The following is a 26,983-nucleotide window of genomic DNA, read 5'->3' as shown; positions in this document are numbered from 1 at the left end:
GTTAAAAACTTTACTACTTTTTTGTTATTTTTCTTCCAGCCACACATCAACTAAATTGCCAGCTTCGCTTTGGTCCAATACGAATGAACCGTTGCTGTATCGGTCGCTAGCTCGCATTGTAGACGGATCAACCTGCTCGATTTGACCTTTAGATGATTCCACTATCATGTAATGTTCTTTAGAGATTGCTTTTACTTTTGCAATTTGATGCGGATTAGATTTTAGTTCTCGGACCATCACTAGCCCTCGTTTTGCTCGTGCTGATTCTTCAAACTCAGTAATTTTTGTCTTTTTCACAGCTCCTCGCTGCGTGGCGATAAATAATTCAGTTGATAAAGCTTCATCTTCATCGAAGATAACGCCGCTTACAACATAATCATCGTCTTTTAAGTTAATTCCTTTCACACCGGAAGCGCGAGTTCCTACAATATTTATTTCTTCTTCCCGGAAACGCAGTCCGTAGCCAGAGCGAGTGGCAATAAACACTTGTTTTTTACCATCGGTTTGATATACATCGACTACTTCATCATCGCCTTTTAAATTAACGGCGACAAGAGCTTTGGAGTAGCGCTGTGCTTTATATTGAAGTAATTCTGATTTTTTGACCATACCATTTTTCGTAAAGAAAAGCAGATACTGATTTTCTTTAAATTCTTTCACCGGTATCGCCCGTACAATTTGCTCTTCTTTATCAATTGGAACAATGTTCATGATATGCTGCCCCATGTCTTTCCACCTGATATCCGGAAGTTCGTGCACTGGCATATATAAATAATTCCCTTTGTTTGTGAAGATGAGAAGGGTTTCGGTTGTATTAATTTCATACTTCGCTAAAATTCGGTCCGTATCTTTCATACCGAAGTCTTGCCCGTTAGACGCGGCGTAAGAACGAAGACTTGTTCGTTTTACGTATCCGTCTTTTGTGACTGTCACCATCACTTCTTCAGATGGAACCATCACTTCTAGATTAATCTTAATTTCTTCGATTTCCGCTTCAATTTTTGAGCGGCGTTCTGTACTGTATTGCTTTTTTACACGGCGTAATTCTTTTTTGATTACATTAAAAAGTTTTTTCTCGCTATGTAAGATTTCTTCTAACTCGTTAATTTTAGCACCTAGCTCTTCAGCTTCCGCTTGTAGAGCTGTGATGTCCGTGTTTGTCAAACGGTATAATTGAAGCGATACAATCGCCTCTGCTTGAGGTTCTGTAAATTCATATTTGGCAATTAAATTATTTTTAGCGTCGCGCTTATCTTTAGAAGCTCTAATCGTCGCAATAACTTCATCTAAAATCGACAGTGCCTTAATCAATCCCGCTACAATATGTTCACGTTCACGTGCTTTTTGCAGTTCGTATTTAGAACGATTTGTTACCACTTCTCTTTGATGATCAATATAAGCATCAAGAATGTTAGCCAAGCTCATAAGCTTTGGTCGCTTTTTAGCAATAGCAACCATGTTAAAATTATAAGGTACTTGCAGATCCGTATTTTTATAAAGATAGTGAAGTACTCCTTGAGCATTTGCATCTTTTTTTAATTCTACTACGATGCGCAGACCGGTACGATCCGTTTCATCGCGAACTTCAGCAATGCCTTCCACTTTTTTATCTAAACGAAGCTCATCCATTTTCTTAACAAGGTTAGCTTTGTTTACTTCAAACGGAATTTCTGTAATGACAATTTGCTGTTTTCCGCCGCGAATGGACTCCACTTCCGTTTTTCCGCGAATAATAATTTTCCCTTTACCTGTCTCGTAGGCTTTCTTAATCCCGTCTACCCCTTGAATGATTCCTCCCGTAGGAAAATCAGGACCTTGAATAGCCGTCATCAACTCTTCAATTGTACACGTTGGTTTATCAATTCGCATGATCGTTGCGTCAATTACTTCACCTAAATGATGAGGCGGAAGTTCTGTAGCATAACCAGCTGAAATACCCGTGGATCCATTTACTAGCAAGTTAGGAAACATAGCCGGTAACACAGTTGGTTCGCTGCTTGTATCATCGAAGTTAGACACAAACTCAACCGTTTGTTTGTCAATATCTCGTAGAAGTTCTGCAGCAATCGATGAAAGGCGAGCTTCTGTATAACGCATTGCTGCTGGGGGATCTCCATCAATACTTCCGTTGTTTCCATGCATTTCGATCAATACATTTCTAACTTTCCATTCTTGACTCATTCGAACCATGGCATCATATACAGATGAATCACCATGAGGGTGATAGTTACCAATTACGTTCCCTACAGTTTTGGCTGACTTGCGAAAGCCTTTTTCTGCTGTATTCCCATCTACGTGCATTGCATATAAAATACGGCGCTGAACGGGTTTTAACCCGTCTCTTGCATCCGGCAGTGCACGCTCTTGAATAATATATTTACTGTATCGACCAAAACGGTCGCCTAGTACATCCTCAAGAGGTAAATCTAAAAAGCGTTCTGTTTGTGTCATTGTACGTCCTCCTCTGCGACCGTTAATACATTTTCATTATCTAAAATATTTGGATCTTCTTCTAACCCAAACGCTACGTTGCTTTCAATCCATTTTCTGCGTGGTTCTACTTTATCGCCCATCAAAGTGGTCACACGACGATCAGCGCGAGCAGCATCATCAATACGGACACGAATCAGCGTACGCGTCTCTGGGTTCATTGTTGTTTCCCAAAGCTGATCTGCGTTCATTTCACCGAGACCTTTATAGCGTTGAATCATATACCCTCTTCCTACCTTATCGATAGCACCTTGCAATTCTTCGTCACTCCATGAATATTCAACCACTTCTTTTTTACCTGACCCTTTGCTTACTTTATAGAGCGGTGGAAGAGCAATAAATACTTTTCCTGCTTCCACAAGCGGTTTCATATAGCGGTAGAAAAACGTTAGCAGAAGCACTTGAATATGAGCGCCATCCGTATCCGCATCGGTCATGATGACTATTTTATCGTAGTTAATATCATCAATGGTGAAATCTGCTCCTACTCCTCCGCCTATCGCGTGGATGATCGTACTAATTTCTTCGTTTTTAAAAATATCTTGAAGCTTGGCTTTTTCGGTATTGATAACCTTCCCTCGCAGTGGCAGCACAGCTTGAAAGCGGCGGTCCCTTCCTTGTTTTGCTGAACCTCCGGCGGAATCCCCTTCGACTAAGTACAGTTCGTTTCGCTGAGGATTTCTTGATTGCGCAGGCGTTAACTTCCCGCTTAGAACGGTTTCTTGACGCTTTCGTTTCTTCCCGTTTCTTGCGTCTTCTCTCGCCTTTCGTGCTGCTTCACGCGCTTGAGCAGCTTTGATTGCTTTTTTTACAAGAAGAGAGCTTACGTCTGGGTTTTCTTCTAAGAAATAGGCAAGTTTTTCAGAAATAACTGCATCTACGGACGAACGAGCTTCACTTGTACCTAACTTTCCTTTTGTTTGACCTTCAAACTGAAGCAACTCTTCAGGTATTCTAACGGAAACGATGGCTCCTAAGCCTTCTCGTATATCCGTTCCTTCTAAGTTTTTGTCTTTTTCTTTTAGCAGGCTTACTTTACGGGCGTATTCATTAAATGCACGCGTCATAGCGCTTTTTGCACCGGACTCATGCGTTCCACCATCTTTGGTACGAACATTATTAACAAATGATAAAATGGTTTCAGAATAACCATCATTAAATTGAAAGGCAAATTCAACTTCAATATTATGATGAATCCCTTCAAAAAAGACGACTGGATGAAGTGAATCTTTTTCTTCATTTAAATATGAAACAAAGGCTTGAATACCTGTTTCATAATGAAAGATATCGTGACGATCATGTCTTTTATCGATTAACTCTATTTTGAATCCTTTTAACAGAAAAGCCGATTCGCGGAGCCGTTCACAAAGCGTGTCATAATTATACACAGTTGTTGAAAAGATCGTGGCATCCGGTTTGAAATGAATCGTTGTTCCCGTTTTTTTCGTTTTTCCTATTTTTTCTAGCGTCGTAACCGGCTTTCCTCCATTTTCAAAACGCTGTTCATAAATAAATCCATCTCTATGAATGGTTACAGTCAACCATTCAGACAGCGCATTTACAACAGATGCACCTACTCCGTGTAAGCCTCCGCTTGTTTTATATCCACCCTGTCCGAATTTACCTCCTGCATGCAAGATGGTTAAAATAACTTCAGGCGTTGGTTTTCCTAATTTATGCATGCCCGTTGGCATACCTCGACCTTTATCTTGTACAGAAATTGAATTATCTTTGTGAATGGTTACAATAATTTCTTCTCCGTAGCCTGCTAGAGCTTCATCAACAGAGTTGTCGACGATTTCATATACTAAATGATGCAGACCTCGTGTATCCGTACTTCCAATATACATACCAGGACGTTTACGAACGGCATCTAATCCTTCTAGTACTTGAATTGCATCTTCATTATAATTAAATTGTTGTTTCCGAGCCATTCATACTACCCCTTTCATCACAACGAACATTACTACATTATGTATGAAACACAAACGTTTGCGCTTCGTGTCTAAGAATAAATGATCATGTATCCTATCTTTTAATTTTATAGTGTTCGCATCAACAGAACGTATGTTTCTATTTTTGCGTACTTACAAGATTTTAGCACAAATTTCCGTATTATAAAAGCAATATCTTGTGTATTCATGGATTATAAGCATTATAAAGCTAGCTGTCTAACGTCTATTGTAGCGGAAACTCTCTTACTATTTCAACGCATGGTGAAACCCATGCAAGCAGTGTGCATGGGTTGGTTGTTCTGCTTATAGATCTTACTTTGTTAAAGCATGCTCAACTTTTATACAACGATCCATAACTACAGTATACCCTTTTTTAGCGAGCAGGTCATATGCTTCTTCATTAATTAAACCAGATTGTGCCCAAAATACGTCTGCATCTACTTCTAAAAACTCTTCTGCAACTTCAAGCAAATGCTCAGAGCGACGAAATACATTAACGATATCAATATGCCCTTCAATTTCTTTTAATGAAGATACGGCTTTTACGCCGAGCGCTGAGTTGATTGTCGGGTTCACCGGAATAATCTCGTAACCTTGCTGCTGCATGGCTTCTGAAACCATATAAGACGTTCGATGAGGGTTATCTGATAAACCTACTACAGCAATGCGCTTGCTTTTTTTTAATATTTTACCAAGCTCTTGACGGGAAGGAATTTTAATGGACATGTCTATTACCTCTCTTAGCTATATAATATGTACTGAACAACATTCGCGATTTACAGTTGATTTCCTGCATATAGTACCCGTTTTCTCTATTTTTGTAAACGTCTTCTTTTTTTGAAATAATTGTCTCTCACCCAAAACTAGCTATGTTTTTTTAAGTATCTCATGGTAAAATAGAAACGATATAGAAATAAAGGAGCTTTCAAACATGAATTATTTATTACCTATTCTTGCCTATATCTTGGGCTCTATTCCTTTTGGACTAGTTGTTGGAAAACTAGGATACGGCATCGATATACGAGAGCATGGAAGCGGCAATTTAGGCGGCACCAACTCATTTCGTACATTGGGCGTAAAAGCCGGAATTATCGTTACGCTTGGAGACATTCTAAAAGGAACCCTAGCAGCTTCTTTACCGCTTTTATTTGATACGAATCAAAACATTCTCTTTATTGGTTTATTTGCTGTCATTGGTCATATTTTTCCTGTTTTCGCGAAATTCAAAGGCGGGAAAGCTGTTGCCACGTCCGCCGGAGTGATTTTATGTTATGAACCTCTTTTATTTGCTTTCGTACTATTATGTTTTTTTATCTGCTTATACATAACGAAGTATGTATCATTGTCATCAATGGTTACCGGGGTATTAACTTTTATCTACACGCTATTTAAGCAAGACTACATGCTTATTATGATTATTGGTTTAATTGTAGCCTTTGTCATTTACAGACACCGCGCAAACATTACCCGAATTCTTAATAAAACAGAACCGAAAGTCACATTTTTGTCAGGTAAAAAGAAATAAGAGAAGCTTCCTCTTATTTCTTTTTTTATAACCGTTTTGTAAGCGAATACATTTCTTATTTATTAGTTATACTGATACTAAAATAAGGAGGTGAATGATGTGAAGAAAAAATGCCCTATTTGCAAACGAAATAAGAAAATGGATTCACAGCTAGAAGGAAGCCGCTACTGCGTTCACTGCTGGGAAACCATTGGAAAACAATATGATTTCAAATGAAAGAATGAAACGATTTAATATAGAAATGAAGCCTTCACCTCTATATTAAATCGTTTTATTTTATTTTATCTCATTCCTTCCTAGCTGGATTCGTATATATTGGTAATTTATCTACCTTTCTACTATAATAAATGTATTCGCAATATTGGAAGGAGCATAATTAATGAAATTAACAGTAACAGAAGCAGCAGCTACGTGGTACAAAGATGAAATGATGCTAGAAGGAAACGAAACAATTCGCTTTTTTGTTCGCTACGGCGGATGCAGCAACGTTCAAAAAGGTTTTTCTTTAGGTGTAAACACAGATTCTCCTAAAAACGTTGGCGTTGAAACAAAAGTTGACGGTTTAACATTCTTCGTAGAAGATGAAGACCTTTGGTACTTTGATGGTCATGATTTGACCGTAAATTATAATGAAGAAACAAAAGAACCTGACTTTCATTACGAAGCGTAAGAAAAAAGCATCGATTTATCGATGCTTTTTATTCTTGCGATTAACCCTGCTTTTTGGCATCTTCATAGGCTTTATGCCATTCCGGATAATTACGGCGAATCGAAATAGGCTTAAAGTTTTCTTTTTTCACACATACGTGTGACGATGTTCCTGCTAACGCAAGTTCTTCATTTGAATTAAAAATTTCGTAGCCGTACACAACGCGTAGACCATCATAGTTCTCAACCCAAGTATGTACTACAGCTGTCTCGCCATAATGAAGCGGCTTTTTATATGAAGCCTGTATATCAATAACTGGCGACAGCACACCGTCTCTTTCCATTTGTGCATAGCTAAAACCTAAATCACTAATAAACTGCGTTCGACCTATTTCCATCCATACTAAATAGTTAGCATGATACACAACGCCCATCTGATCGGTTTCTGCATAGCGCACTTCGATTTCTTTCTTCGATACTAGCATGATTCTACCTCCTCTTGCACTGTTCCTGTTTTATCTTACCATATAAGGAGAATATACTCCTACTAGTTTGGTTATTACTCAATATGTTGTAAGACTAAGCGCATCTTGAATGCGATATATCAGCATTTCCAGCCGCGTCATTTTATTTTCATACCTTTTATAAGGAAGTGTATATGTGTAGTCTTTATTTGTCCATAAGCGGTCAAAATAAGCGTTTAGTTCGGTCATAACCTTTTTGTTAGAAGGTCCTGATACTTTAATATCCGTTTCTAAGTTCAAGTCAGCCAAATTTCGTTTTGTGAAATTTGCTGCTCCTGCAATAATAGTTGCATTTTTTTTGTTTCGAATAAATAAAGTTTTAGAATGATACTGTTCTTTCCCTGTATGATACCAGCGAATTTTAATATCTCCTTTGGATTTTTTTACAAGTTCTGCTGCTACTGGGCGGTTAGGCAGTCCAAACTTTTTTCTTCCAAACGCATTCTCATTAGGATCTAAAATTAATCGTACGTTTGCTCCTTGTTTGGAAGCTTTCAAAAGCGCCTTTATTACGTCGCGATCTCCAAGATAAAACATGCCAAGCCATACATCGTCGCCTTTTTTAGCATGATGTAAATCATGTAATACGTGCTTATAGATTTTACCTTCTGTTAACAGCTGAACATATAGGTCTCCCTTTTCTTTTTCTTTTTTCTTATACCGAGGTAACTTTCCTCCATAAGAAAAATCTGACACCGCTTGTTCACTTTTCACCACATCTCCAATGATATTCCCTTTTACTTCAAAGGCCATGTTAGAATTATAAAAACTTGCATCATGAGGATTGGCAGAAGAGATAATAACGCTTTGATCTGTTGCTACTACTTTTCTGTGATTAGCTTTTACATTTAACAACTTTAAATAAGCACGGACCGTCGCTTTAGGCGCATTGGTACCAAACGGATTTGTTATCCATCCGTTTCCTTTTTCACCAAACCACTGAACAAAAGTTCTCCACACTGAAGAATACAGTGGAATGGAGTCTCTGAGCTTAGATAAATTGGTTTGCACCACTTTGATTCCGTTTAGCCGCAGTGAATCTAACCACTTTGAATCATGTGAGCCGTAGGTTGTATTGATTTCATCTGTAATAAAGACGATTGCGATATTAGGATGTTTTCGTTTCTTTTCAATCAGCTTACTTGCAAGCGTATCACTAAGGTGAGGAAACGTTTCGCCTTGGTTATAGTAGCCGTTAAATAGAAACATATCCATAATAATAAAAGCTTTTGCGTCATCAATCACATTCGTAACTGCTTGAAAAATATGTTGTTCAGAAACAGATGTCTGCTGGTCTTGATACGTTAGGTCTGATAAAAGAAATACATCTTCTACTTTGTGGGGCTTACTTTCGTATGAAACTCCTTTAGGCAAGGGCTTATGCGTTTGATAAGAGCCCACAATAATCAAGACGACAAGTAAACTGACCAAAATCCTTACTACTTTCTTTTTCACGTGCTTTTTCACCTACATAAACCTCTTCGCTAGTTTGTATTATTATTGACCTTACTAAAAAAATATAGAAAGAAAGCAGCTAAAACCGTTTATTTTTAGCTGCTTATTGTCGCTGTTTTATTTATTAAATCGTACCTTCGTAACCATTTTGACGAGCTTCTGACTCATCTTTTATTTCGCTGCGCATTGCTTCGATACTTACTTCGCGATTGTGATTTTTTTGCTGAATGCGCTGACGTTCTTCTTCAGTGCTGCATGCAGCAGCTTCTTCTGCTTCTTCAATGTTTTTCATTGTATTTTGCACCATTGTTTGTAATTTTTCAACGTTATCACTGCGATCGTCTGGATTCGGTTTATTCCATGCCATTGTATCTTCCTCCTCAAAATAACTTTGTTACAATTGTAGTATGCCGGATTTGTTCATCTCTATAAGTGGAAAAAAATGATTTTAGTTTACATAATATAATTATAATTAATTTAAAATACATATATAAAACATACATAATATGGTAATATATACATACAAAGGGGGAATCTCTATGACCAAACGAATGATAGCAGTACTAAGCGTCCTCTTTATTGCAGTGCTTGCCGTATTTTTTATGTCGCAAACTTCATTGGCATCAAAATTGACAGCAAGTGCCTCTATGAAGCCTCATCATTACTCAAAACATGAAGAAAAAATGTTAGCCGTGACAAATTTAGACTACAAAAGCAATATTATTGCATACGATGTTAAAGCTCCTAATCACGCAAAAGAAGCTTATGTAAAAGCCACTTATTATGAAAAGGGGAAAGCCAAACAACCTTTATTTTCAGGAGGGTTGACCGTTTCAAAAGAATTTGACATGTTTGCTATTACATATAAAATCGATGATGATGCTCATAAAGTTATGTTTAATGTAGGCAGCAACGATACAAACCTAGGAATAGAAGCGGAAAAGCCAAAAAAAATGAACGGCTATTCCTTTACTGGATTAGAGAAAAAACAAACGGTAAAAATGAATAAAACATATCCAGTTGCTGCTTTATTTGGTGACGCTGGCAGTGGCATACGAGTTGCTCCGCTTTCAACCGACGATGGAGAAGTTGTTAAAGAGCTTATTTCGAGCAATCCTTACGTTTATTTATTCACGGTAGAATTCAAATAATAAAAAGTCGCTGAATTCAGCGACTTTTTATTCATTCACCTTTGGTTTGAATAACTTGAGGATGCTTGCCGGATGTATCTTGCATTTGTTTTCCGTTATTTCCACCAGCTTCTCTCGGTTGAGTGCCGATGTGATTCGGAACAAAAGGTTTGCTTTGTTTTTTAGGATTTCCCATGCTTATCCCCTCCTCACCGTTACTCTAACCAACTTACTTTAAAGTTATTCAGCTCTTTCAAGCATACGATCTTCTAACCGCTTTTCAATTTCCATTTCAATGCGTTCAATTTCTGACTGATCTTTTAACAGCTGCGTTTTATTTTCTTGCACTAACTCTTCAAATGAACGTTTGCGTAATTTTCTCATGAGCACAACACCTACTTTATGTAATTTTTATGAAAAATCTGAAAAATCTAAAGAAACTGATATCATACAACTATCTATATTGTAACCAATTTGTCAGATAAGTAAACATACTTTTTGAAAAGTTGTAAGAAAGTTTGACATGTTTACTGACTTATCTATGTATACGATGGTAAAGGAAATAAGTTTCATTTTTAATAAAACAAGCAGCGAAGTTAATTCGCTGCTTGTTGAGCAAAGTTTTCCATTTGTTTAAGCGTCATTGGACCATTCACTCGTTGAACAATTTTCCCTTCTTCATCTATAAAGTAAGATGTCGGAATGGTGGAGACTCGATATTTTTTACTCCCTACACTATCTTGGTCGTCCAATAATACACGAAACGTAAACTGTTTTTCTTTAAGAAACTTAGATACTGCCTGTTTACTGCCTTCTGACGAAGTTAAATTAACCGCAAGCAGCTGTACATCGTTTCCATATTTCTCATAAAATGCTTGCATATCGGGCATTTCTTTTTGACACGGCGGACACCATGTTGCCCAAAAGTTTAAAATGACTTTTTTTCCTTTAAAGTCCGATAATTGAACGGATTTCCCGCTCGTATCTGACAGTGTAAACGGAGGCGCTGTATCTTTTGGTTCCAACCCATAAGCTTGACCCGAAGCCTGACGAGCACTATCACCTTTTTTGATATTTAAATCCTTGTATTCGCTTAAGTTAGAATTATCGGATGCTTCATTTGGAGAAAGCCCTTGCCAAAGTGCGTAGCTAAGAAATCCTACTAGAAGCAAGACCGCAATTATTTTTTTAACCATATGATCGGCTCCTTTATTTCTTCTAAAAAGTGATAATCTATGTACTAATAGATATGTGCAATATCTACTAAAATAATCCTTTTATAGGGCATTTTCTTTTATAATATAGCATATTTCCCTCTCACTTTTTGTCGAAAACGGTGCGTTTGCATAAAAAAAGAGCGGTTCACGAGAACCGCTCTTTTTCTTTATAACTTACGCATGTGTTTTAGACTGTAATTTATCACGAAGCACCATTTGAAGGATACCACCGTGGCGATAGTAATCAATTTCAACTTCACTATCGAAACGAACCAGTACTTCAAATTCTTTTTTGTTTCCAGCTTCATCAGTTGCTGTTACTTTTATAAAATCACGTGGTTTTACCGTTTCATCAACTGCTACTGCAATTGTTTCTTTTCCAGTTAAACCTAATGTATCCGCGCTTTCACCATCTTTAAATTGAAGAGGTAAAACACCCATTAATACTAGGTTTGAACGGTGAATACGCTCAAAGCTTTCAGCGATTACTGTTTTAATACCTAAAAGATTTGTGCCTTTTGCTGCCCAGTCACGAGAACTTCCCATGCCGTAATCTTTGCCTGCAAGTACAACAAGACCTGTATCTTGCTCTTTGTATTTCATACAAGCATCATAAATGCTCATTACTTCATTTGTTGGCCAGTATGTTGTCCAGCCGCCTTCTGTACCAGGAGCTACTTGGTTTTTAATGCGGATGTTTGCAAACGTACCGCGCATCATCACTTCATGGTTACCACGACGAGAACCATATGAGTTAAAGTCTTTTGGCTCTACACCGTTTTCTTGAAGGTAAAGACCTGCAGGTGATGTTTTTGCAATTGAACCCGCTGGTGAAATGTGATCCGTTGTCACTGAGTCACCAAATTTCGCTACTACGCGAAGATCATTTAACGCCTCTACTTCACCTGGTTCTTCTGATAAGCCTTCAAAGAAAGGTGGGTTTTGAATGTACGTTGAATCATTCTCCCACGTATAAAGCGCATCTTCGCTTGTTTTAATTTCATTCCAGCGCTCGTTATCATCGAATACACGCTCATACTCGTTACGGAATAATTCAGGCGTTACGGTACGGCTAACAACTTCTTGAATTTCATCTTGAGAAGGCCAGATGTCGCTAAAGAATACTTCATTGCCGTCTGTATCAATACCGATTGGATCTTTTTGTAAATCTACATCTACCGTTCCAGCCAGTGCATATGCTACAACAAGCGGCGGAGAAGCAAGGTAGTTACCTTTTACTAATGGATGAATACGTCCTTCAAAGTTACGGTTTCCTGAAAGAACAGACGTTACAAGCAAGTCGCTGTCTGCAATCGCTGCTTCAATTTCTGCTTCTAATGGACCAGAGTTACCGATACAAGTGGTACAGCCATAACCTACGATGTTAAAGCCGATTTTATCTAAGTATGGAAGCAGCCCTGAATTTTGAAGGTAAGCCGTTACTACTTTTGAACCTGGTGCTAAAGAAGTTTTCACGTAAGCTGGAACATCCAATCCTTTTTCTACCGCTTTTTTCGCAACTAAACCAGCTGCTACTAATACGTAAGGATTTGATGTGTTCGTACAGCTTGTGATAGCCGCAATGGCAATGGCACCTGTTTTCATTGTTGTTTCTGAACCGTCTGCAAGCTTAAACGTAATTTCTTTATCCACGTCTTTAGCATCAAGTCCGAAGCTTTGGTTGCTAACAGGAGCTGTTAAAGCCTTCTTGAATTCTGTTTGCATTTGAGAAAGTGGAATTAAATCTTGCGGACGCTTTGGACCAGAAAGATTTGCTTCAATCTCAGCAAGGTTAATCTCAACAACGTCAGTGAAAATTGGATCTTCATTTTCTGGTGTGAAGAATAAACCATTTGCTTTTGTATATTGTTCGACAACCTGAATGTCTTTTTCATCTCTTCCAGTTAAACGCATGTATGCTAATGCTTCTGCGTCAACTGGGAAGAATCCACATGTTGCACCGTATTCAGGAGCCATATTAGCGATTGTTGCACGGTCAGCTAATGGAAGTTCTGCTACGCCAGGACCGAAGAATTCCACGAATTTTCCGACTACTCCTTTTTGACGAAGCACTTGCGTAACTTTTAAAGCTAAGTCTGTAGCTGTAGTGCCGTTTGGTAATTCACCAACAAGTTTAACACCGATTACTTCAGGAACTGGGAAATAAGAAGGTTGACCAAGCATACCTGCTTCCGCTTCAATACCGCCAACACCCCATCCTAAGACACCGATACCATTAATCATCGTTGTATGAGAGTCAGTACCTACTAGAGAATCAGGGAAAGCTACAAATTCACCATCTTCTTCAACAGCATGAACAACGTTTGCTAAATATTCCAAATTTACTTGGTGCACGATACCAGTAGCTGGCGGAACTGCACGGTAGTTATTAAATGATTTTTGAGCCCAGCTTAAGAAATTATAGCGCTCTGTATTACGTTGAAACTCAAGGTCCATATTAATTCGTAATGAGTCAGCTGTACCTGCTTTATCAACTTGTACGGAGTGGTCGACAACGAGGTCTACTGGAATTTCTGGATTGATTTTGTCAGGATCGCCTCCTAAATCAGCCATTGCTTTACGAAGTGACGCTAAGTCTACAACCGCTGGAACTCCAGTGAAATCTTGAAGAATAACACGAGATGGTTTGAAAGGAACATCGATATCTTTAATATCTTTTGTTCCCCATTTTGCAAGGTTTTCGACGTGTTCTTTTGTAATAACACGGCCATCTACCTGACGAAGAACAGATTCTAATAATACTTTAATTGAATACGGCAGCTTAGATACGTTACCTAAACCTGCTTCCTCTAAAGCTTGTAAGCGGTAATAATTATATGTGCTGCCATTAAGATCGAATGACGAACGAGCGTTAAAAACGTCTTTTTTAGTCATTGCTTTTACCCCCTTAAAATTCTATGTATAAAGGATTTACTTACCCCATCCTCTATTCCCTTCACCATCTATCTTAATATAATATTATACATAAGTAAATAAAAAGAATGTTATTAATTAACATAAGTTTCACTTATAACCTTTTTCCATCTTCCTTTTATTTTTCTAATAATTCATATTTCATTGATTTTTACGCATGCTAGAAACGGAGGTGATTCAATATGGCTAAACGCAAGTCAAACCACGTCATTCCTGGAGCTAACGCGGCTAGCGCTCAAGGAAAAGGATCGGGTTATAATGAAGAGTTTTCAAATGAACCATTAACGGAACAACAGAAACAAAATAATAAAAAACGCAAAAAAAATCAATAAAACAATCTCTTATTGGATATACTAATCACTAGTTAGAAAAGCAAAATCGTTTAACTCCATGAAATCTAACGAGAAGGCGTCATTATATATGACGCTTTTTCCCTGTTCCCATTTCCTGTTTTTGTTAAACCTATTTTTAGAAAGGGGAATTTTTCATTGGATAAATTCCCTGTCACTATCCTACCCTAATAAGTGAAAGGGAGGCTTTAACTATGAACAAAAACAGCAGCAAAGACATCAGAAGAAATGCGCCAAAAAGCAATTCTGGACAGCCAGAACCGCTAAGCGGATCTCATAAAGTAAAAAACCGTAAGCATTCTCGCCAAAAACACAATAGCGGACATGATATGTAAAACAGCGGCAAGCTCTCTACAGAGCTTGCTTTTTTATGCGTAGAAAAGACAGCTAGTACTTCAAGCTTATTCTTTGCGCAGGAGTTCACTAAGTACATAAACGCGCATATGATAGTAAAGTGAAACAGTTTAAATAATGGAGGAACGCAGAAATGAAAAACAAGCGTCTGCCAGCAGACCAAATGTTTGTAAAAGGCTTTCAAGAGTTGTTAGAAGTCATGCTTTCAAATCCCTTTATGAGTTATTTAGATTATGATTCCGTTCGTATAGATTTATTTGAAACAGAACAATCATTTATTGTCGAAGCTGAATTATTAGGGTATCACCCTAAGGATATTATCGTTCAGATACAAGCTGACCACTTACAGCTGACAGCCAAAAAATACTGCATTAGAGAATTTCATGATGAAAAGCAAGGAACGCTTGCAAGAGAACAAATGGAAGAAAGCGTTGAACGTACAATCGACTTTCCATTTCCATTGATGAATAAAAAAATTACCGCTACATTTAGTAACGAAATCCTTGAAATTACGATTTCTAAACATGAGACAAATGAATCTAATCAGCAAATAGTCCCTATTGAGTTCCAATAAAGCTGCAGATGTTGTCTCTGCAGCTTTATTGGAACTATTTAATTGTTTATTTAGCACATAATTTTTTTAGAATATTCTTCTTTTCAAAACAATGGGATATCTAATTTATTTTACGGCACACTACTAAAAAAGAGTAAAAGGAGAACGTTTATGCTTCATACTGCTTGGAAAGGTAAAATCAGCTTTGGATTAATTGATATCCCTATTAAACTGCACGGAGCAATTGAAGAAAAAGATGTAAAGCTGCGCACGCTACACTCCGTTTGCCATACACCTATTCATCAAGAAAAACATTGCCAAACGTGTGGACGAGAAGTAGAATCCGATGAACTGGTTAAAGGATACGAAACCGCGACCGGTCAGTTTGTTGTACTTTCACAACAGGAAATTGACAGTGTCAAAGAGCCCTTTGCAGCAAACAAAGCCGTTGAATTGTTACACTTTGTTTCGTTAGATGACATTGATCCCCTGTTTTTTGATAAGCCCTACTATATTTCTCCTGGGGAAACAAGCCTAAAAGCTTATTATACTTTATTAAATGCACTTGAAATAACGAATAAAGTCGGTATTGCGAATGTATTTTTATATTCCAAACAGCAAATGGCAATTATTCGTTCCGTGGGCGGATCTCTTGTTCTTCACACGATGCATTTTGAAGAAGAGCTTCGTTCAGTCACAGATGTGCCTAACTTATCCAGTACTTCTTCCATTAATGAAAGTGATACACAAGTGACGGTGGAATTAATCGATAAGCTATCTACTTCTTTTAATCCATCTATTTACAAAAACAACTACCGAGACGCCTTACAAAACGTCATTCAACAAAAAATAAATCAAGGCGAAGTTACAAAAGGCAGCGGAAGCGAAGAACGAGATATTCGACATTTAATGGAAATGTTAAAAGTGAGCATAGATCCTTCTACTTTACACCCGACAAAATCAACAGCAGAGAAAAAAACTTCATCCTTAAAAAAGAAAGCATAAAAAAGCTAACGAAGAAATTCGTTAGCTTTCATTTGCAACAGAAGTCTTAGGAACAATAGTTCCATATGATGCCGGTATTTTTAAATATTGCGTTACTTGATTATTTTCTACAAAGACAATAAAGTTATCTTTTTTATCTTTTCCAATACCTTTTGCTTTTGCTTCAGACCACGTGAAGCCCAGCTTTTCATTTACCTCACTGCGAGTCGTTTCCGGTCCAAAAACATATACTTTATCCCATCTAAAATCACATAATTCATTAAAATCAAGGATGGAAGCTTCTTCTTTACTTTGATTTGTTTTTTTAATTTCATTGATTACAGTTTGCTGAAGTTGCGCTTGGTTGCGTTCGCTGTATACCCTGTCAATAAAAAAAGTTGCCAATAGCGCTACTAACGTGAATAGTAGAATCTTTTTCACTTCGTTGTCCTCCTGATACGTTCTCTGCACATGATACGACTTCTTTTCGATACGGTTTTATTCTCTACTATTCTAGAAAATTCAACAGGAAAATACAACTAAAATCTCGAAATGTCATCAAAACATAAAAAACTTAACACTATGTCAACGCATAAAAAAAGACTTGTTCACTTTCTACCTATTCACCTACTCAGCGCTGAAAAAATGTGGTTCTACCGTACAAATAGTTTCAATAAATTCTTCTACTAGCCCTTCTTCTCCCGGCAAAAAAGGCAGCGCACCAACTCCAACACGTTCAATACTTTTATAAAAATGATGCTGCTTATAGCCCTCTGCTTTCCCTGGAAAAAGCACAATCGCTGTTTGTACCGGTTTTATTCCATTTTCCTCTACAATAGCGTCTCGGTAACGATGCATGGTATTAATATCTTCTTCTCTAGGAGAGGGCGTATCGTGATTTGGTTTGATACGATACTTAGCGTCAAAAAGATATACACTTTTTTTCTCCCCTTGCTTTACTTCAAGCAGCAAGTCCGGCTTTTGAATAACGGTATGAGTATGATGGTATGCTTTCTGATACCATAGCGTGGCTTCTGCTTTCCCCACTTGAAAACGATGATAAGACGGCTGCATCCTGACGTTCAACCCTTGTTCTGTCGTTGTCATGATGTTTTGTTCTATCCGCTTGCCGTAAGTTTGCAACTTCTTTAAAAGACTAACATACGTCCAGTATTCGTAGAGAGTTGCGATATCTTTTAATGAAAGGTGGTAAAACTCTCCGTTAAGAGCCAATCCTCGCGTTAAGAACATAAAGTATCTGCTTGCTTCCCGGTAGCAGGGTGCCGTCCGTAGGGTAGAAGGAAGAGTTGAAGCTTGTAGGGTCTTCACCCGTTGCCAAAACGCATTATTTAACAGTCTTTTTAATTCGGTATGATTAGTTTCTAAAGCCGATATGGCTTCTTTTTTTACATATCTATCTTCTATCAATTTGTCAATTAGTGCAGTTAGCTTATGATACAGCTGCGTCATCATCCATTTTACACTTTGATTTTCCAGATTATCATAGGTAGACACATGCCTGGTGCCAATCGCTTTTGTGGGTACTACTTTTATATTTCGATTAATTTTAATCCCCCTGCTTGAAGGTGCAAGATAGGTAGGGTGGGTTCGGACAAATGATATAGCACGGCTATCTTGTTTTTTTATTTGATCGCCTCTCATGAGCTCATGTTCAACTTTTACCGATTGAAACGGCTGATTTTCAATCTGACGCACAGAATGAAGAAAGGGTTTCATATAGTGAGAGAGAACATGATAAAATTCCGTCCATGTTGCTTGCTTAGACCAAACAGATTTTGCTTCAATATATGTTTTACGAAGCATATCGTATGCCAAATCATGAATGTATCCGTTCACTTCATCAACCATGTGTACATAATCTGTCTTGTAGCTCATCTTTGAGGGGAAAATTTCAAGAGTAAAGGACAGCTCTTTTTCTCTTTCGCTGTAAACATGAAACGTAGAATACCCTACTTCATTTTGAAAGCTTATATTTCCCGTCAAAATGTAGGGAAATCCTACGCTTTGAAAACTTTGTTCAACTGCTTTTGAATCGTGGTTAACAAACAGGCTTGTTTCATTTTTAGAAACAACTGTAATTTGATAGGTTTCATTTTCAAAAAATAAAGGCTCAAGCGGCGGTTTTGAAGTCATCATGCCTTTTGTTTGATTTAATACTTTTACATGTGTAATTCCTTTTCCTGTACAAGAAAAAAACATCACTTCTTCTGCAGATTTTATTTTTTTCTTATTTTTCCCTTTTATAACCACCGTACACGTGTCAGTTTCAATTTCAACGTACGGTATTAATCCAAAATGACGTGTATCCGTATACTTCAAAACGTCTCATCATCTCCATTATTTTGCGTGCACTTTTAGGAAATCTCATTCCATCTGCATTTACGACAGCTGTCTCAAATTCATCATCTAACAGTGTATTTGTACAGTAATAATAAAGGTTTTTTAATAAATCAAATGTGTACCCATCGCTTCCTGAAATACGAGGCAAAACTTTTTGCAAAATCTGAAAATCAAACGCCTGATCAAATGTAAACATCCCGCTTTTTACCGCGTAAATCAAATAAAAGCATATTTCGTCGCGTACGCGGTAACCTATTTGTAGATCGACTTCTATAAGCATCTCGTTGACGGTTAGCAGTTCATTTGTTACTTCGTGAATGAGCTCAGCATGTTCAACATACGCATCTTTTAAGTGAACATATTGACTTTGAATTTGTACATTTTGAATGCCGTGCTGAGCCGGATCTCTATCATCTAAAAAATCAAAAGAATCTAGTTGAATCTTATTTAACTCAATGGTGTTGGTACGATCTAACAACTTTTGACTAAACCCATGAGTTGTTTCATCCATATTAATTGTACCGATAATGAGAAGATTAGATGGCAAATAAATATCTCGGAACATCTTATGTCCAGGAAATAATGGAGCCGTTTTGATTTTCCCTTTTGACCAGCTCCTGCTTTCCATCACGCTTAAAATATCGCTAAAATAATGTTCAACTCGAGCTAAGTTCATTTCATCCAATATAGCAACATATGTGTAAGCTGGATGCTGAATGGCTTGCTGCATAATCGACAGAAACGATCCTCTGCGAAAATCTCCTCTTAAATCAATATATCCTAATAAATCTGAACTATCGTGCCAATCGGGTCGAACCGGAATGAGCACTTGTCTTCCATTTTCAATCGTGGCACCGATACTATCTGCTAAGAGCTGAGCAAGCTTTGTTTTTCCTGTCCCGCTCATTCCTGATAAAACAATAAACGGTTTGGTCTTTAAAGCAAAGTAGGCGTTGGCTATATCATGTCGTTCATATGTAAATCCAGATTTCCTAATAAACTCATGAATATGGACGATGGCGTCTTTGTCTCCCAGCATCTCTTTGCTCATTCCGTATGTTTTTATATACTGTTCATGCATACTTAGCAGTAAATGCAAGTCATCTTGCAGCTGATCATTGCTAGGTAAGTCTGCTATATTGTAAGGAAGGTAAAGAGCTACTCTATCCTCAAAGCTTTTCGCTTCCATGCTTGTACCAATGATAATATGATTATCTTTCAATACGCGGGCATGTTCAGGAGTAAAAAATCGAATGTCTTTCAAATCAGTTCCTTCTTCTGAGTCTCCTCTCATCATGACTAAGTAAATGCGCTGACCGTCTTCACTGAATAAATACGCGACCATCACGTCACTCTCTATATTCTTATTCGCAAGGGTCACGTAAGGAAATGTTTCAGCGTGCTGTCCCGATATACGCATTTCTTCTCGATTTATATGCTCCAATCGATAAAGAGAAATCGGAAGCCTGCGTGTAAGCATATTTTCTATTTCATGTTTTACAAGTACGTCTCCACCCATTTGTTTATAATGTTCCGCTACATACAGCAGCCGCTCGCGCAAACTCATCGAATTCTCTCCTTTCTGCCTTCACTGCAGTTTGTAAAAATAAAAAGCATCGTCAGCTGACCACGCAAAAGGTTCATTTCTTTTATTATAGACGCTTTCTTCGTATAGTAAGCTATTTTATAACGTTAGGAAACACTACATTATTCTTTTCTCTACATATATGTTTATGTTCATTTTAATGAAACATGACAGAAAAGAAAAGCGTTAGGGGCTTAATAAATGAAGAGGCAATGATACGAACAGAAAAATAAGCAGCTTGTGTGCCCAGGGATAAAACCCCCATTATGCTACATGATTATTTAACGTCTGATGCTTTTGGTTGAGTAAAGAAAAAGATAAAAATAATAAGCGGCAGGGCGATAAGAAAAATACTCGTCTCTGAAGGTCTTACTGTAGGTATATCTGTTAATGACATTTTAATCAGTCCTTTGTAAATTTTTCAACTAAGTCAGGATTTACATAAAAATGTTTTGATACCGTACGATGAAAAAATTGAGAGGATTGATTCAGTTCACTTAATGCAGGTTCTGTTTTGGGAACGCCAAAAATAGGCCCACTTACGTTAATGGTAAATCTTCCAGAAGAAATAAAGGCGCCCGACACATTAATCTGGTTATTAAGCAGCAAAGCCGCAAGAAACACATCAATCATATCAATAATAATATTAATTCCCACATTTCCGTCTTTTCCTTCGATGCGACTGGTTCCTGTAATAGGTCCGCCTACTGAAACACGAAAAGCTCCGGGTGTCACAAATACTCCTATAATTGTTATTTGGCCAGTTAATAATAATATGGCCGTTACTACATCCAGATCTCGTTGAATGGCAAAGATAAGTTCCCTTTCTTTGTCAAAGCCGCTTTTCCATTCCACATTCTCCACACCCTTAGCACATACTATTCTAAACACGTGTAAGTGTTATTCTAATTCTACTTTTTCTTTTCTCACTCGCGCTCCGAAAAGTGTAAAACAGATTTTACTGCGTCTTCAATTTCTTTATATCCTGTACATCTGCATATATTAGAAGCTAACCACTCCTTTATAATATCGTCACTTCCTGAAGGATGGCGTTTGGAAAGCAAATGAGCATTCATAATAAAACCCGATGTACAATAACCGCACTGAAAAGCAAAGTGTTCAATAAAAGCTTTTTGCATAGGTGAACTCTTCAGTCCTTCTATAGTCATTATTTCTTTCTCTTCTGCTTCTGCCGCTAACATGAGGCAGGATTTCATTGGTCGCTGATTTATCCCTACTGTACAAGCTCCGCAGTCTCCATTTAAACAGCCTGGTTTTGCTCCGGTAAGGCCCAGCTTTTCTCTTAATACGTAAAGCAGCGTATCTGCTGTTCGGATATCAACCATTTTTTCTTCCCCATTAACCTTTAGCTTAACTGTTATTCTATACCGTTCATCTCTTAGCACATTACGTTCCTCCCAGCTCTTTGAAAATATCAAACAATAAATTTTTAATCACAAATTTGCGATATCGATCCGATCCTTCTCCATCATTTAAAATTGGAGCCGGTATATAATCAAGAGCAGTTTGAATTCGAGCTTCTAATGGCGTTTCTTCATGATTTAGCACTTCTTCTATTTCAGCTGAGCGAAAAGGAAATGAACATACCCCGCTGAAAGCTACTCGAATGTTTTCTTCTGTTTTTAACGCCGCTATTGTAACTAACGGATAGCCTGTATCCCACTGCTGACGTTCTTTTATACTCACGTATGGCAGGGCAGCATACTTCGTTTCAACAAACATCTGAACAAGAAGTTCTCCCTTTTTCAGCTGCAAACGCCGGTGAAAAAGATCGTGAATCGAATGGAACTTTATTCCACTTAGATCTGCCACTGCGAGTTGACTATCCGTTAAAAGCAGCGGCAACACGGCTTCTCGATAAAAGATATGCCCACAAATATTTCCTCCCAGCGTTATTTTATTTCGAGCCGTGTGATCAGCCACTTCGCTAGCAGACTTACTTAATAAAGGAAATAAGTTTTTCTCTTCCAGTTCAGTCAACGTTACACCTGCACCAAAAATCATCCAGTCTTCATCAGCTTCTGCTTTTTGAAACTCTGGTATATTTTTTATATCAATAACAGCATGGGTAACAAACAAACCCAATCTGCCCAATGTCAGAATTTCAGTGCCTCCAGCATAATAACGCGGCTGTTTGCCTTGATTCTCTAACTCTTGAAACAAGGCAATCGCTTCTGAAACGCTTGCAGGTTTATAATATTCAAAGTCAAACGAAATCATTTGCATTCCCTTCTTTCATTCTCCAAATCAATTCTGGGATAAGAGGAAGTTGATTTAATTCTGTTTCTGCTGCCACCGTTAAGCTGTTTCCTAAAGAAGCTGGCATACCAAGCAGCCCGTGTTCTCCGACTCCCCGAGCGCCGTACGCTGCATCTATTTGAGGTGTATGAACAAAGTCTACTACGTACTCCGGATGCTCTCCATAGCGAAGGGGACGATATTTCCGAAGCTGAGGGTTTAAAATACGTCCGTTTGAATCAAACCAAAATGTTTCTCTACCCGCAAACGATAGTCCCATACTCATCGCACCCATGACTTGACCTCTTGCCATTTTCTCATTTAACACGGTTCCTATATCAATAACAGAAATAGCTTTTACAATACGATATCGATGCGTTCTAGGATTATATTCCACTTCAACTCCTTCAGCTGCTACGGTCCATTCAGGCCCCGGACGCCCGGCTCCTGTTTCTTTATCTAAGTAGGTCATTCCTCTTAAAATATAGTTACCCCTCCCTATGATTTGCCCTCCAATTGCATTTCCGTTCGGATATTTGTAGCCATACACAATTTCTTTAAAGTCCAAAGAGGTTTGAGGCTCATCCCGTAAAAAAACTTTTTCATGTTTTATTTCGATATCTTCTTCAGAAGCTCGGAATATATGAGAAGCTATCTTTTTTAATTGGTTAATCACATCTTCAGCCGCTTCTAAAACCGCTCTTCCTGCCATAAAAGTTCCTCGGCTAGCCACCGTTTTCCAATGTTCAGGAGTCGTTTGAGTATCTACTTCCATTCGCACATGAATACGTTCCATGCGCATCTGCAGTTTTTCAGCCAAGATTTGCGCGAGCACAGTTTTTGTTCCCGTGCCTAATTCAATAACGCCAGACATTAAATTTACGCTTCCATCCGGATTGAATGTTAGAATAACACCTGAACTCGCGTCTGTTTCAATAGTCGAGGTTTTCCAGACGCAGCTAATCCCTTTGGCGGTAATAAGGCCGTTTTCATGAACTGTTCTCTGCCCTTCCTCCCATTTCATTAGCTGCTTTAAGCGCCGAATACACTCTGGTAAGTTACCAACGCTGCTAGAAGTCAAACGGACTTGTGTAGGCGTAGTATCACCTGGTAAAATAGCGTTTTTTTCTCTAAATTCCAAAGGATCTATACCTGCTTTTTTAGCAAGGATGTCCATCGTACGCTCAAATGCAAATAATAGTTCAGAGTGGCTGAATCCTCGAAAAGGGGAAGCGTAAGGGTGATTTGTATATACACATAATGAATCACAGAAGATATGTTCAAGACGATAAGGCCCCGTACAGTCAGCTGCTGCAGCCTTACTTAAATCCGTTCCTTTATCTGCATAAGCACCGCTGTCAAACAAATATAGAATGTCAGCAGCCTGCAAGAGTCCCTCTTTAGAACAACCTAGCTTAATTTTAGCGTCTAGACCGATGTGAACAGGCGAAGTGAGCATATCTTCTTCTCTTGTGTTCAATATTTTAACCAGCCTTCCACCAACAGCTTTTGAAGCTAGATAAGCAAGCAGCTCCAGCTGGACAGCAGCTTTTCCTCCATACCCTCCTCCTACTAGCGGTGTTTCAACGATCACTTTTCCCGCTTCAATTTCAAAGTACTCACTGATTAATTTTTTCACCATAAAAGGAGCTTGAGAAGAAGTGATAATTTTAACTACTCCATTCGGAAGAATTTCAGCAGCGGCGCTTCTTGTTTCCATCGCCGCGTGATCTGAAGGAGACAAAGAAAACGTTTCTTCCACTACTAGCTCACTTTTACTCCAGCCTTCTTCCATATTGCCTTTTCGTATTTTAACTCTGTTAGCTACGTTGGTACCGGGCTCTGGATAAACCGTTTCATCGTGCTTGTAGGTGTGCATATTTTCATGTACTAAAGGAGAATTTGGCTCAATAGCGGCGCTAGGAGAATGAACGACAGATAACGGCTCATATTGAATATGAACAGAGCTCGCCGCACGCTCGGCGAGTGCAGGGTTTTCTGCTACTACAAGGACTACGGCTTCTCCGTGATACCGCACTTTTTCAAATGCAAGCGGTCGCCGGTCACGAACTCCTTCCCCTGTTAACGGCAGATGCTCTCCCGTCACAACTGCGTGAACACCGGGAATAGCAATCGCTGCTTGAATGTCTATCGCTTGAATTCTTGCATGAGCGTAAGGACTGACTACTATTTTGGCGTGAAGGGAACCTTTAAAACTGTAATCATTTGTGTACCGAGCTGTTCCCGTCACTTTTTCTAACGCATCTTTTCGAATCACGTTTTTCCCAATAATCTCCACTCTTTTCACCTCCGTCAATCAAATCCGTCTACATTTCTCTTTATATATCTTTTTAATACGTTCATACGCTTGTTTTGTATCAACATCCATAAAAAGGGAAGCGTCGCTACATTCATAAAATATTCCATTTTCAGTTCCGTTTTGTCTTATTATTTTTCTTGCTCCTTGGTCTCCTTGCAGCTTATCCAAACTTGGAAACATTTGTTTTGAAAATAAAACCGGCGCTCCGGCGATTCCTTGATAAAAAGAAGAAATAAAGGGAACGGAGGAATGGTTCTCAAACAGAGAAACAAATGTATTAATCAGCACGATACTTATAAGAGGCTGATCTGCTAGGAGTACAATAACAGCATCAGCACTTAGTTCTTTTGCTTTTTGTAATCCGCACTTTAAAGACGCTGACTGACCTTTTAAGGCGCTACTACAAGAAATATGACTCCACTTCTGCTGATATGCTTCTGAAAAAAGAATAGGTTCAATCCACTCAAGGTTATCGCCTTTCTTTGTCACTACTATTGTATGATTCACTTTTGAACAAACGGCGGCTTGTAAAGCTTTACTACCTAAACATTCATTCCCTAAAGGCAGAAGCAGCTTATTGCTGCCCATCCTTTTACTAGATCCTGCGGCAAGATAAACAGCTACAACATTTAAAACGGGCATTTTCACCCCTTTTTCCCATCACACATTCGAAGGGTTCCAATTAACTCAGCTACAATACTAACCGCAATTTCCTGCGGCCCTACCGCTCCTATGGAAAGTCCCACGGGCGAATGAATATGGGAGGGAATATCGGTATTCAATAATCGAAGCGTTCGCTTTTTAGGTCCTAAAACTCCTATATACTTCACAGTTTTTGATTTTAATAGCGACAGAATTTCTTGATCACGATAAAAATTATGGGTCATAATCACAACAAAATCATCGCGCTGAACGGACAAGTGTTTGTCTACTTCCTCTGGAAATCCAATATGTATTTCCTCTGCTAGCGGAAAATGTTCCTTATTACATAAAGCCGGTCTCCAGTCGCATAAGGTAACAGAAAACCCCGTATTGGCAGCAAGTGATACTAAATATTTTGCATCGGCACCTGCTCCCCAGATAACTAGACGAGGTTTTGGTTTATATAGATGAGCATATGTGAGCAGGGAGCAATTTGAAAGTTGAATACCGCTCTTTCTCCCATTCCAATCATCTGTTGCAAAAGATGATGCGTCGCTATTTGCACCAAATGTTTCGCCCGTCTTTTCTACATAAAAAGAGGTTGTTTGAGTAAAGTTTTTTTCTAATTTTTTAATATGTAAAACAGGATTTCGGTTATCTAAATGACGTTTTACTCGCAAAAGATTTTTCTTCATCCTCGCAGTTACAGGTTCTAGGAGAATATACAGGATTCCATTGCAGCCTGCTCCTTGTCCCCATCCTGCATCACCTTCTTCTTTCAAATTGTACGTAACGGTTAATACGTGCTCAGTGTCGAACAACTCTTTTACGCGCTCAGCAATATCTGCTTCTACACAACCAGCGCTTAACATCCCAATGTTCTCCCCATTTTCTTGAAACAGCATGGACGTTCCTTCTTTTAAATATGAGGATCCTTCTACATGAACAATCGTTGCCAACACACTTTTTACTGTTGATGTGTTTACAGCATGTAAAATATCGTGCATTTTTATTATTCCCTCCTTTTCCTGTCGAGGTTTTAAAATCTTTTCACGTTTTACACAGAACTACAATACGCTACAGTAGACCACTTCTACTCTCTGAATGAATCCATGTATTATTCATATTTTCAAAGAAGCTACAATAAGCTTTTAAAGACTTAGAAGAACTGTCGTTTGAAAGGAGAATAATATGCTATTCGACTCAACAAAAATCAACCTAGGAAAATTGAACGTTCGCAGTGCTGATCAAGCAAGCAGTATTTCTATTGGAAATACGTCAAAAGTTACAAGATATGTCACAGCAAAGAAAAATCAGGCCTTCGGACAGCAGCACGCTGATCAATGTTTTACAGCAGGATCTGCTCAAAAAACTGTAGATAATGATTATGTAGATGCATTTGCAACAAAAAATGATAAATAAGGAGGAAACCATATGATTTTTTCGCCCATGGTCATTAACTTACAAGCCTTCAAAGTGAACGTTTTGGATAATTCATCCGTTTTAAGCATAGGACCTAATCAGCAGCTTGATGTGTTCGTATCTTATAAACGTAATCAAGGTCTGGGAGAATCAAACGGAGATTTTTCTCCGAACGTAACTCCGTTCTCATGGATTATAGACTCAGATGTAAATGATTCAAACTCAGTTAAAAATAGCGTAATTTAATTTTTTTCATTTCCTCTACCTCTACTGCG

28 protein-coding genes are annotated in these 26,983 nt (G+C 38.3%); 9 read left to right on the top strand and 19 right to left on the bottom strand.

What is annotated here, in order from left to right; translation table 11 throughout:
• Positions 1-24: 24 nt before the first annotated feature.
• From parC to AC4NPH_RS02145, 3 genes are all read right to left on the bottom strand, one after another.
• Positions 25-2,451, bottom strand: coding sequence for a DNA topoisomerase IV subunit A (gene parC, locus AC4NPH_RS02155; RefSeq protein ID WP_013057240.1), 2,427 nt, complete (start codon positions 2,449-2,451; stop codon positions 25-27).
• Positions 2,448-4,424 carry a DNA topoisomerase IV subunit B gene (parE, locus tag AC4NPH_RS02150; protein ID WP_013057241.1) on the bottom strand — a complete coding sequence of 659 codons (1,977 nt, stop codon included), beginning with the start codon at positions 4,422-4,424 and terminating at the stop codon, positions 2,448-2,450. The genes parC and parE overlap by 4 nt, the downstream gene beginning before the upstream one ends.
• Before the next feature lie 333 nt (positions 4,425-4,757).
• Positions 4,758-5,171, bottom strand: a complete 414-nt coding sequence (locus AC4NPH_RS02145) for a CoA-binding protein (RefSeq protein ID WP_013057242.1) — start codon at positions 5,169-5,171, stop codon at positions 4,758-4,760.
• Positions 5,172-5,376: 205 nt separating this feature from the next.
• Here AC4NPH_RS02145 and plsY point away from each other — a divergent pair, with 205 nt between their 5' ends.
• Both plsY and AC4NPH_RS02135 read left to right on the top strand, forming a co-directional pair.
• Positions 5,377-5,970 carry a glycerol-3-phosphate 1-O-acyltransferase PlsY gene (plsY, locus tag AC4NPH_RS02140; protein WP_013057243.1) on the top strand — a complete coding sequence of 198 codons (594 nt, stop codon included), beginning with the start codon at positions 5,377-5,379 and terminating at the stop codon, positions 5,968-5,970.
• A gap of 379 nt (positions 5,971-6,349) precedes the next feature.
• Positions 6,350-6,640, top strand: a complete 291-nt coding sequence (locus AC4NPH_RS02135; protein WP_013057245.1) for a HesB/YadR/YfhF family protein — start codon at positions 6,350-6,352, stop codon at positions 6,638-6,640.
• A gap of 40 nt (positions 6,641-6,680) precedes the next feature.
• On the opposite strand, the gene AC4NPH_RS02130 is transcribed toward AC4NPH_RS02135, so the two are convergent.
• The 3 genes from AC4NPH_RS02130 to tlp all read right to left on the bottom strand — a co-directional run bounded on the left by AC4NPH_RS02130 (position 6,681) and on the right by tlp (position 8,964).
• The gene (locus tag AC4NPH_RS02130; RefSeq protein ID WP_098196538.1) at positions 6,681-7,103 is read right to left on the bottom strand and encodes a YbgC/FadM family acyl-CoA thioesterase; all 423 of its coding nucleotides are present in this window, start codon (positions 7,101-7,103) and stop codon (positions 6,681-6,683) included.
• Between the two features lie 78 nt (positions 7,104-7,181).
• A complete protein-coding gene (locus tag AC4NPH_RS02125) occupies positions 7,182-8,609 on the bottom strand; it encodes a phospholipase D family protein (RefSeq protein ID WP_098196539.1) in 1,428 nt (475 codons plus the stop codon).
• A gap of 112 nt (positions 8,610-8,721) precedes the next feature.
• Positions 8,722-8,964 (bottom strand): small acid-soluble spore protein Tlp, encoded by a 243-nt coding sequence (tlp, locus tag AC4NPH_RS02120; protein ID WP_013057249.1) that lies wholly within the window; start codon positions 8,962-8,964, stop codon positions 8,722-8,724.
• 172 nt (positions 8,965-9,136) lie between these two features.
• On the opposite strand from tlp, the gene AC4NPH_RS02115 reads away from it, so the two are divergent.
• Positions 9,137-9,748: a hypothetical protein gene (locus AC4NPH_RS02115; RefSeq protein ID WP_491938548.1), complete on the top strand. Its 612-nt coding sequence runs from the start codon at positions 9,137-9,139 to the stop codon at positions 9,746-9,748.
• Between the two features lie 31 nt (positions 9,749-9,779).
• On the opposite strand, the gene AC4NPH_RS02110 is transcribed toward AC4NPH_RS02115, so the two are convergent.
• The 4 genes from AC4NPH_RS02110 to acnA all read right to left on the bottom strand — a co-directional run bounded on the left by AC4NPH_RS02110 (position 9,780) and on the right by acnA (position 13,839).
• Positions 9,780-9,923, bottom strand: coding sequence for an acid-soluble spore protein N (locus AC4NPH_RS02110; RefSeq protein ID WP_013057251.1), 144 nt, complete (start codon positions 9,921-9,923; stop codon positions 9,780-9,782).
• A gap of 44 nt (positions 9,924-9,967) precedes the next feature.
• Entirely contained in the window at positions 9,968-10,111 is a 144-nt protein-coding gene (locus AC4NPH_RS02105; protein WP_013057252.1) for an FbpB family small basic protein, read from the bottom strand.
• Between the two features lie 212 nt (positions 10,112-10,323).
• The gene (locus AC4NPH_RS02100) at positions 10,324-10,923 is read right to left on the bottom strand and encodes a TlpA disulfide reductase family protein (RefSeq protein ID WP_013057253.1); all 600 of its coding nucleotides are present in this window, start codon (positions 10,921-10,923) and stop codon (positions 10,324-10,326) included.
• 195 nt (positions 10,924-11,118) lie between these two features.
• Entirely contained in the window at positions 11,119-13,839 is a 2,721-nt protein-coding gene (gene acnA / locus AC4NPH_RS02095) for an aconitate hydratase AcnA (protein WP_063671698.1), read from the bottom strand.
• A gap of 221 nt (positions 13,840-14,060) precedes the next feature.
• Between acnA and sspO the strand changes: the two genes are divergently transcribed.
• The 4 genes from sspO (at position 14,061) to ku (ending at position 16,140) form a co-directional block, all read left to right on the top strand.
• Positions 14,061-14,210 (top strand): small acid-soluble spore protein SspO, encoded by a 150-nt coding sequence (sspO, locus tag AC4NPH_RS02090; protein ID WP_013057255.1) that lies wholly within the window; start codon positions 14,061-14,063, stop codon positions 14,208-14,210.
• 212 nt (positions 14,211-14,422) lie between these two features.
• Positions 14,423-14,563, top strand: a complete 141-nt coding sequence (locus tag AC4NPH_RS02085) for a small acid-soluble spore protein P (RefSeq protein ID WP_013057256.1) — start codon at positions 14,423-14,425, stop codon at positions 14,561-14,563.
• Positions 14,564-14,715: 152 nt separating this feature from the next.
• Positions 14,716-15,156 carry an Hsp20/alpha crystallin family protein gene (locus tag AC4NPH_RS02080; RefSeq protein ID WP_013057257.1) on the top strand — a complete coding sequence of 147 codons (441 nt, stop codon included), beginning with the start codon at positions 14,716-14,718 and terminating at the stop codon, positions 15,154-15,156.
• Positions 15,157-15,306: 150 nt separating this feature from the next.
• Positions 15,307-16,140, top strand: coding sequence for a non-homologous end joining protein Ku (ku, locus tag AC4NPH_RS02075; protein ID WP_013057258.1), 834 nt, complete (start codon positions 15,307-15,309; stop codon positions 16,138-16,140).
• Between the two features lie 21 nt (positions 16,141-16,161).
• Here the strand turns inward: ku and AC4NPH_RS02070 are convergent, their stop codons facing one another.
• The 9 genes from AC4NPH_RS02070 to AC4NPH_RS02030 all read right to left on the bottom strand — a co-directional run bounded on the left by AC4NPH_RS02070 (position 16,162) and on the right by AC4NPH_RS02030 (position 26,293).
• The gene (locus tag AC4NPH_RS02070) at positions 16,162-16,560 is read right to left on the bottom strand and encodes a hypothetical protein (protein ID WP_013057259.1); all 399 of its coding nucleotides are present in this window, start codon (positions 16,558-16,560) and stop codon (positions 16,162-16,164) included.
• A 186-nt stretch (positions 16,561-16,746) separates the two neighbouring features.
• A complete protein-coding gene (locus AC4NPH_RS02065; RefSeq protein WP_491938547.1) occupies positions 16,747-18,459 on the bottom strand; it encodes a DUF2357 domain-containing protein in 1,713 nt (570 codons plus the stop codon).
• Positions 18,413-20,047 carry an MrcB family domain-containing protein gene (locus tag AC4NPH_RS02060; protein WP_053487313.1) on the bottom strand — a complete coding sequence of 545 codons (1,635 nt, stop codon included), beginning with the start codon at positions 20,045-20,047 and terminating at the stop codon, positions 18,413-18,415. Before AC4NPH_RS02060 ends, AC4NPH_RS02065 begins: the two co-directional genes overlap by 47 nt.
• Positions 20,048-20,467: 420 nt before the next feature.
• Entirely contained in the window at positions 20,468-20,920 is a 453-nt protein-coding gene (locus AC4NPH_RS02055; RefSeq protein ID WP_029322049.1) for a hypothetical protein, read from the bottom strand.
• A 71-nt stretch (positions 20,921-20,991) separates the two neighbouring features.
• Positions 20,992-21,471 (bottom strand): (2Fe-2S)-binding protein, encoded by a 480-nt coding sequence (locus AC4NPH_RS02050; RefSeq protein WP_013057264.1) that lies wholly within the window; start codon positions 21,469-21,471, stop codon positions 20,992-20,994.
• 1 nt (position 21,472) lies between these two features.
• Positions 21,473-22,306, bottom strand: coding sequence for an FAD binding domain-containing protein (locus AC4NPH_RS02045; RefSeq protein WP_098598347.1), 834 nt, complete (start codon positions 22,304-22,306; stop codon positions 21,473-21,475).
• Positions 22,293-24,623: a xanthine dehydrogenase family protein molybdopterin-binding subunit gene (locus AC4NPH_RS02040; protein ID WP_013057266.1), complete on the bottom strand. Its 2,331-nt coding sequence runs from the start codon at positions 24,621-24,623 to the stop codon at positions 22,293-22,295. The genes AC4NPH_RS02045 and AC4NPH_RS02040 overlap by 14 nt, the downstream gene beginning before the upstream one ends.
• Before the next feature lie 18 nt (positions 24,624-24,641).
• Positions 24,642-25,286, bottom strand: coding sequence for an NTP transferase domain-containing protein (locus AC4NPH_RS02035; protein ID WP_013057267.1), 645 nt, complete (start codon positions 25,284-25,286; stop codon positions 24,642-24,644).
• Positions 25,287-25,288: 2 nt separating this feature from the next.
• Positions 25,289-26,293, bottom strand: coding sequence for an XdhC family protein (locus AC4NPH_RS02030; RefSeq protein WP_013057268.1), 1,005 nt, complete (start codon positions 26,291-26,293; stop codon positions 25,289-25,291).
• A gap of 184 nt (positions 26,294-26,477) precedes the next feature.
• On the opposite strand from AC4NPH_RS02030, the gene AC4NPH_RS02025 reads away from it, so the two are divergent.
• Positions 26,478-26,708: a hypothetical protein gene (locus tag AC4NPH_RS02025; protein ID WP_013057269.1), complete on the top strand. Its 231-nt coding sequence runs from the start codon at positions 26,478-26,480 to the stop codon at positions 26,706-26,708.
• 12 nt (positions 26,709-26,720) lie between these two features.
• The gene (locus tag AC4NPH_RS02020) at positions 26,721-26,954 is read left to right on the top strand and encodes a hypothetical protein (RefSeq protein ID WP_013057270.1); all 234 of its coding nucleotides are present in this window, start codon (positions 26,721-26,723) and stop codon (positions 26,952-26,954) included.
• Positions 26,955-26,983 lie beyond the last annotated feature (29 nt).

Source organism: Priestia sp. MDV22-iso46, from assembly GCF_058629175.1.
Note: the sequence above shows the minus strand (reverse complement) of the source record. Positions and strands in the feature narration are given on the sequence as shown.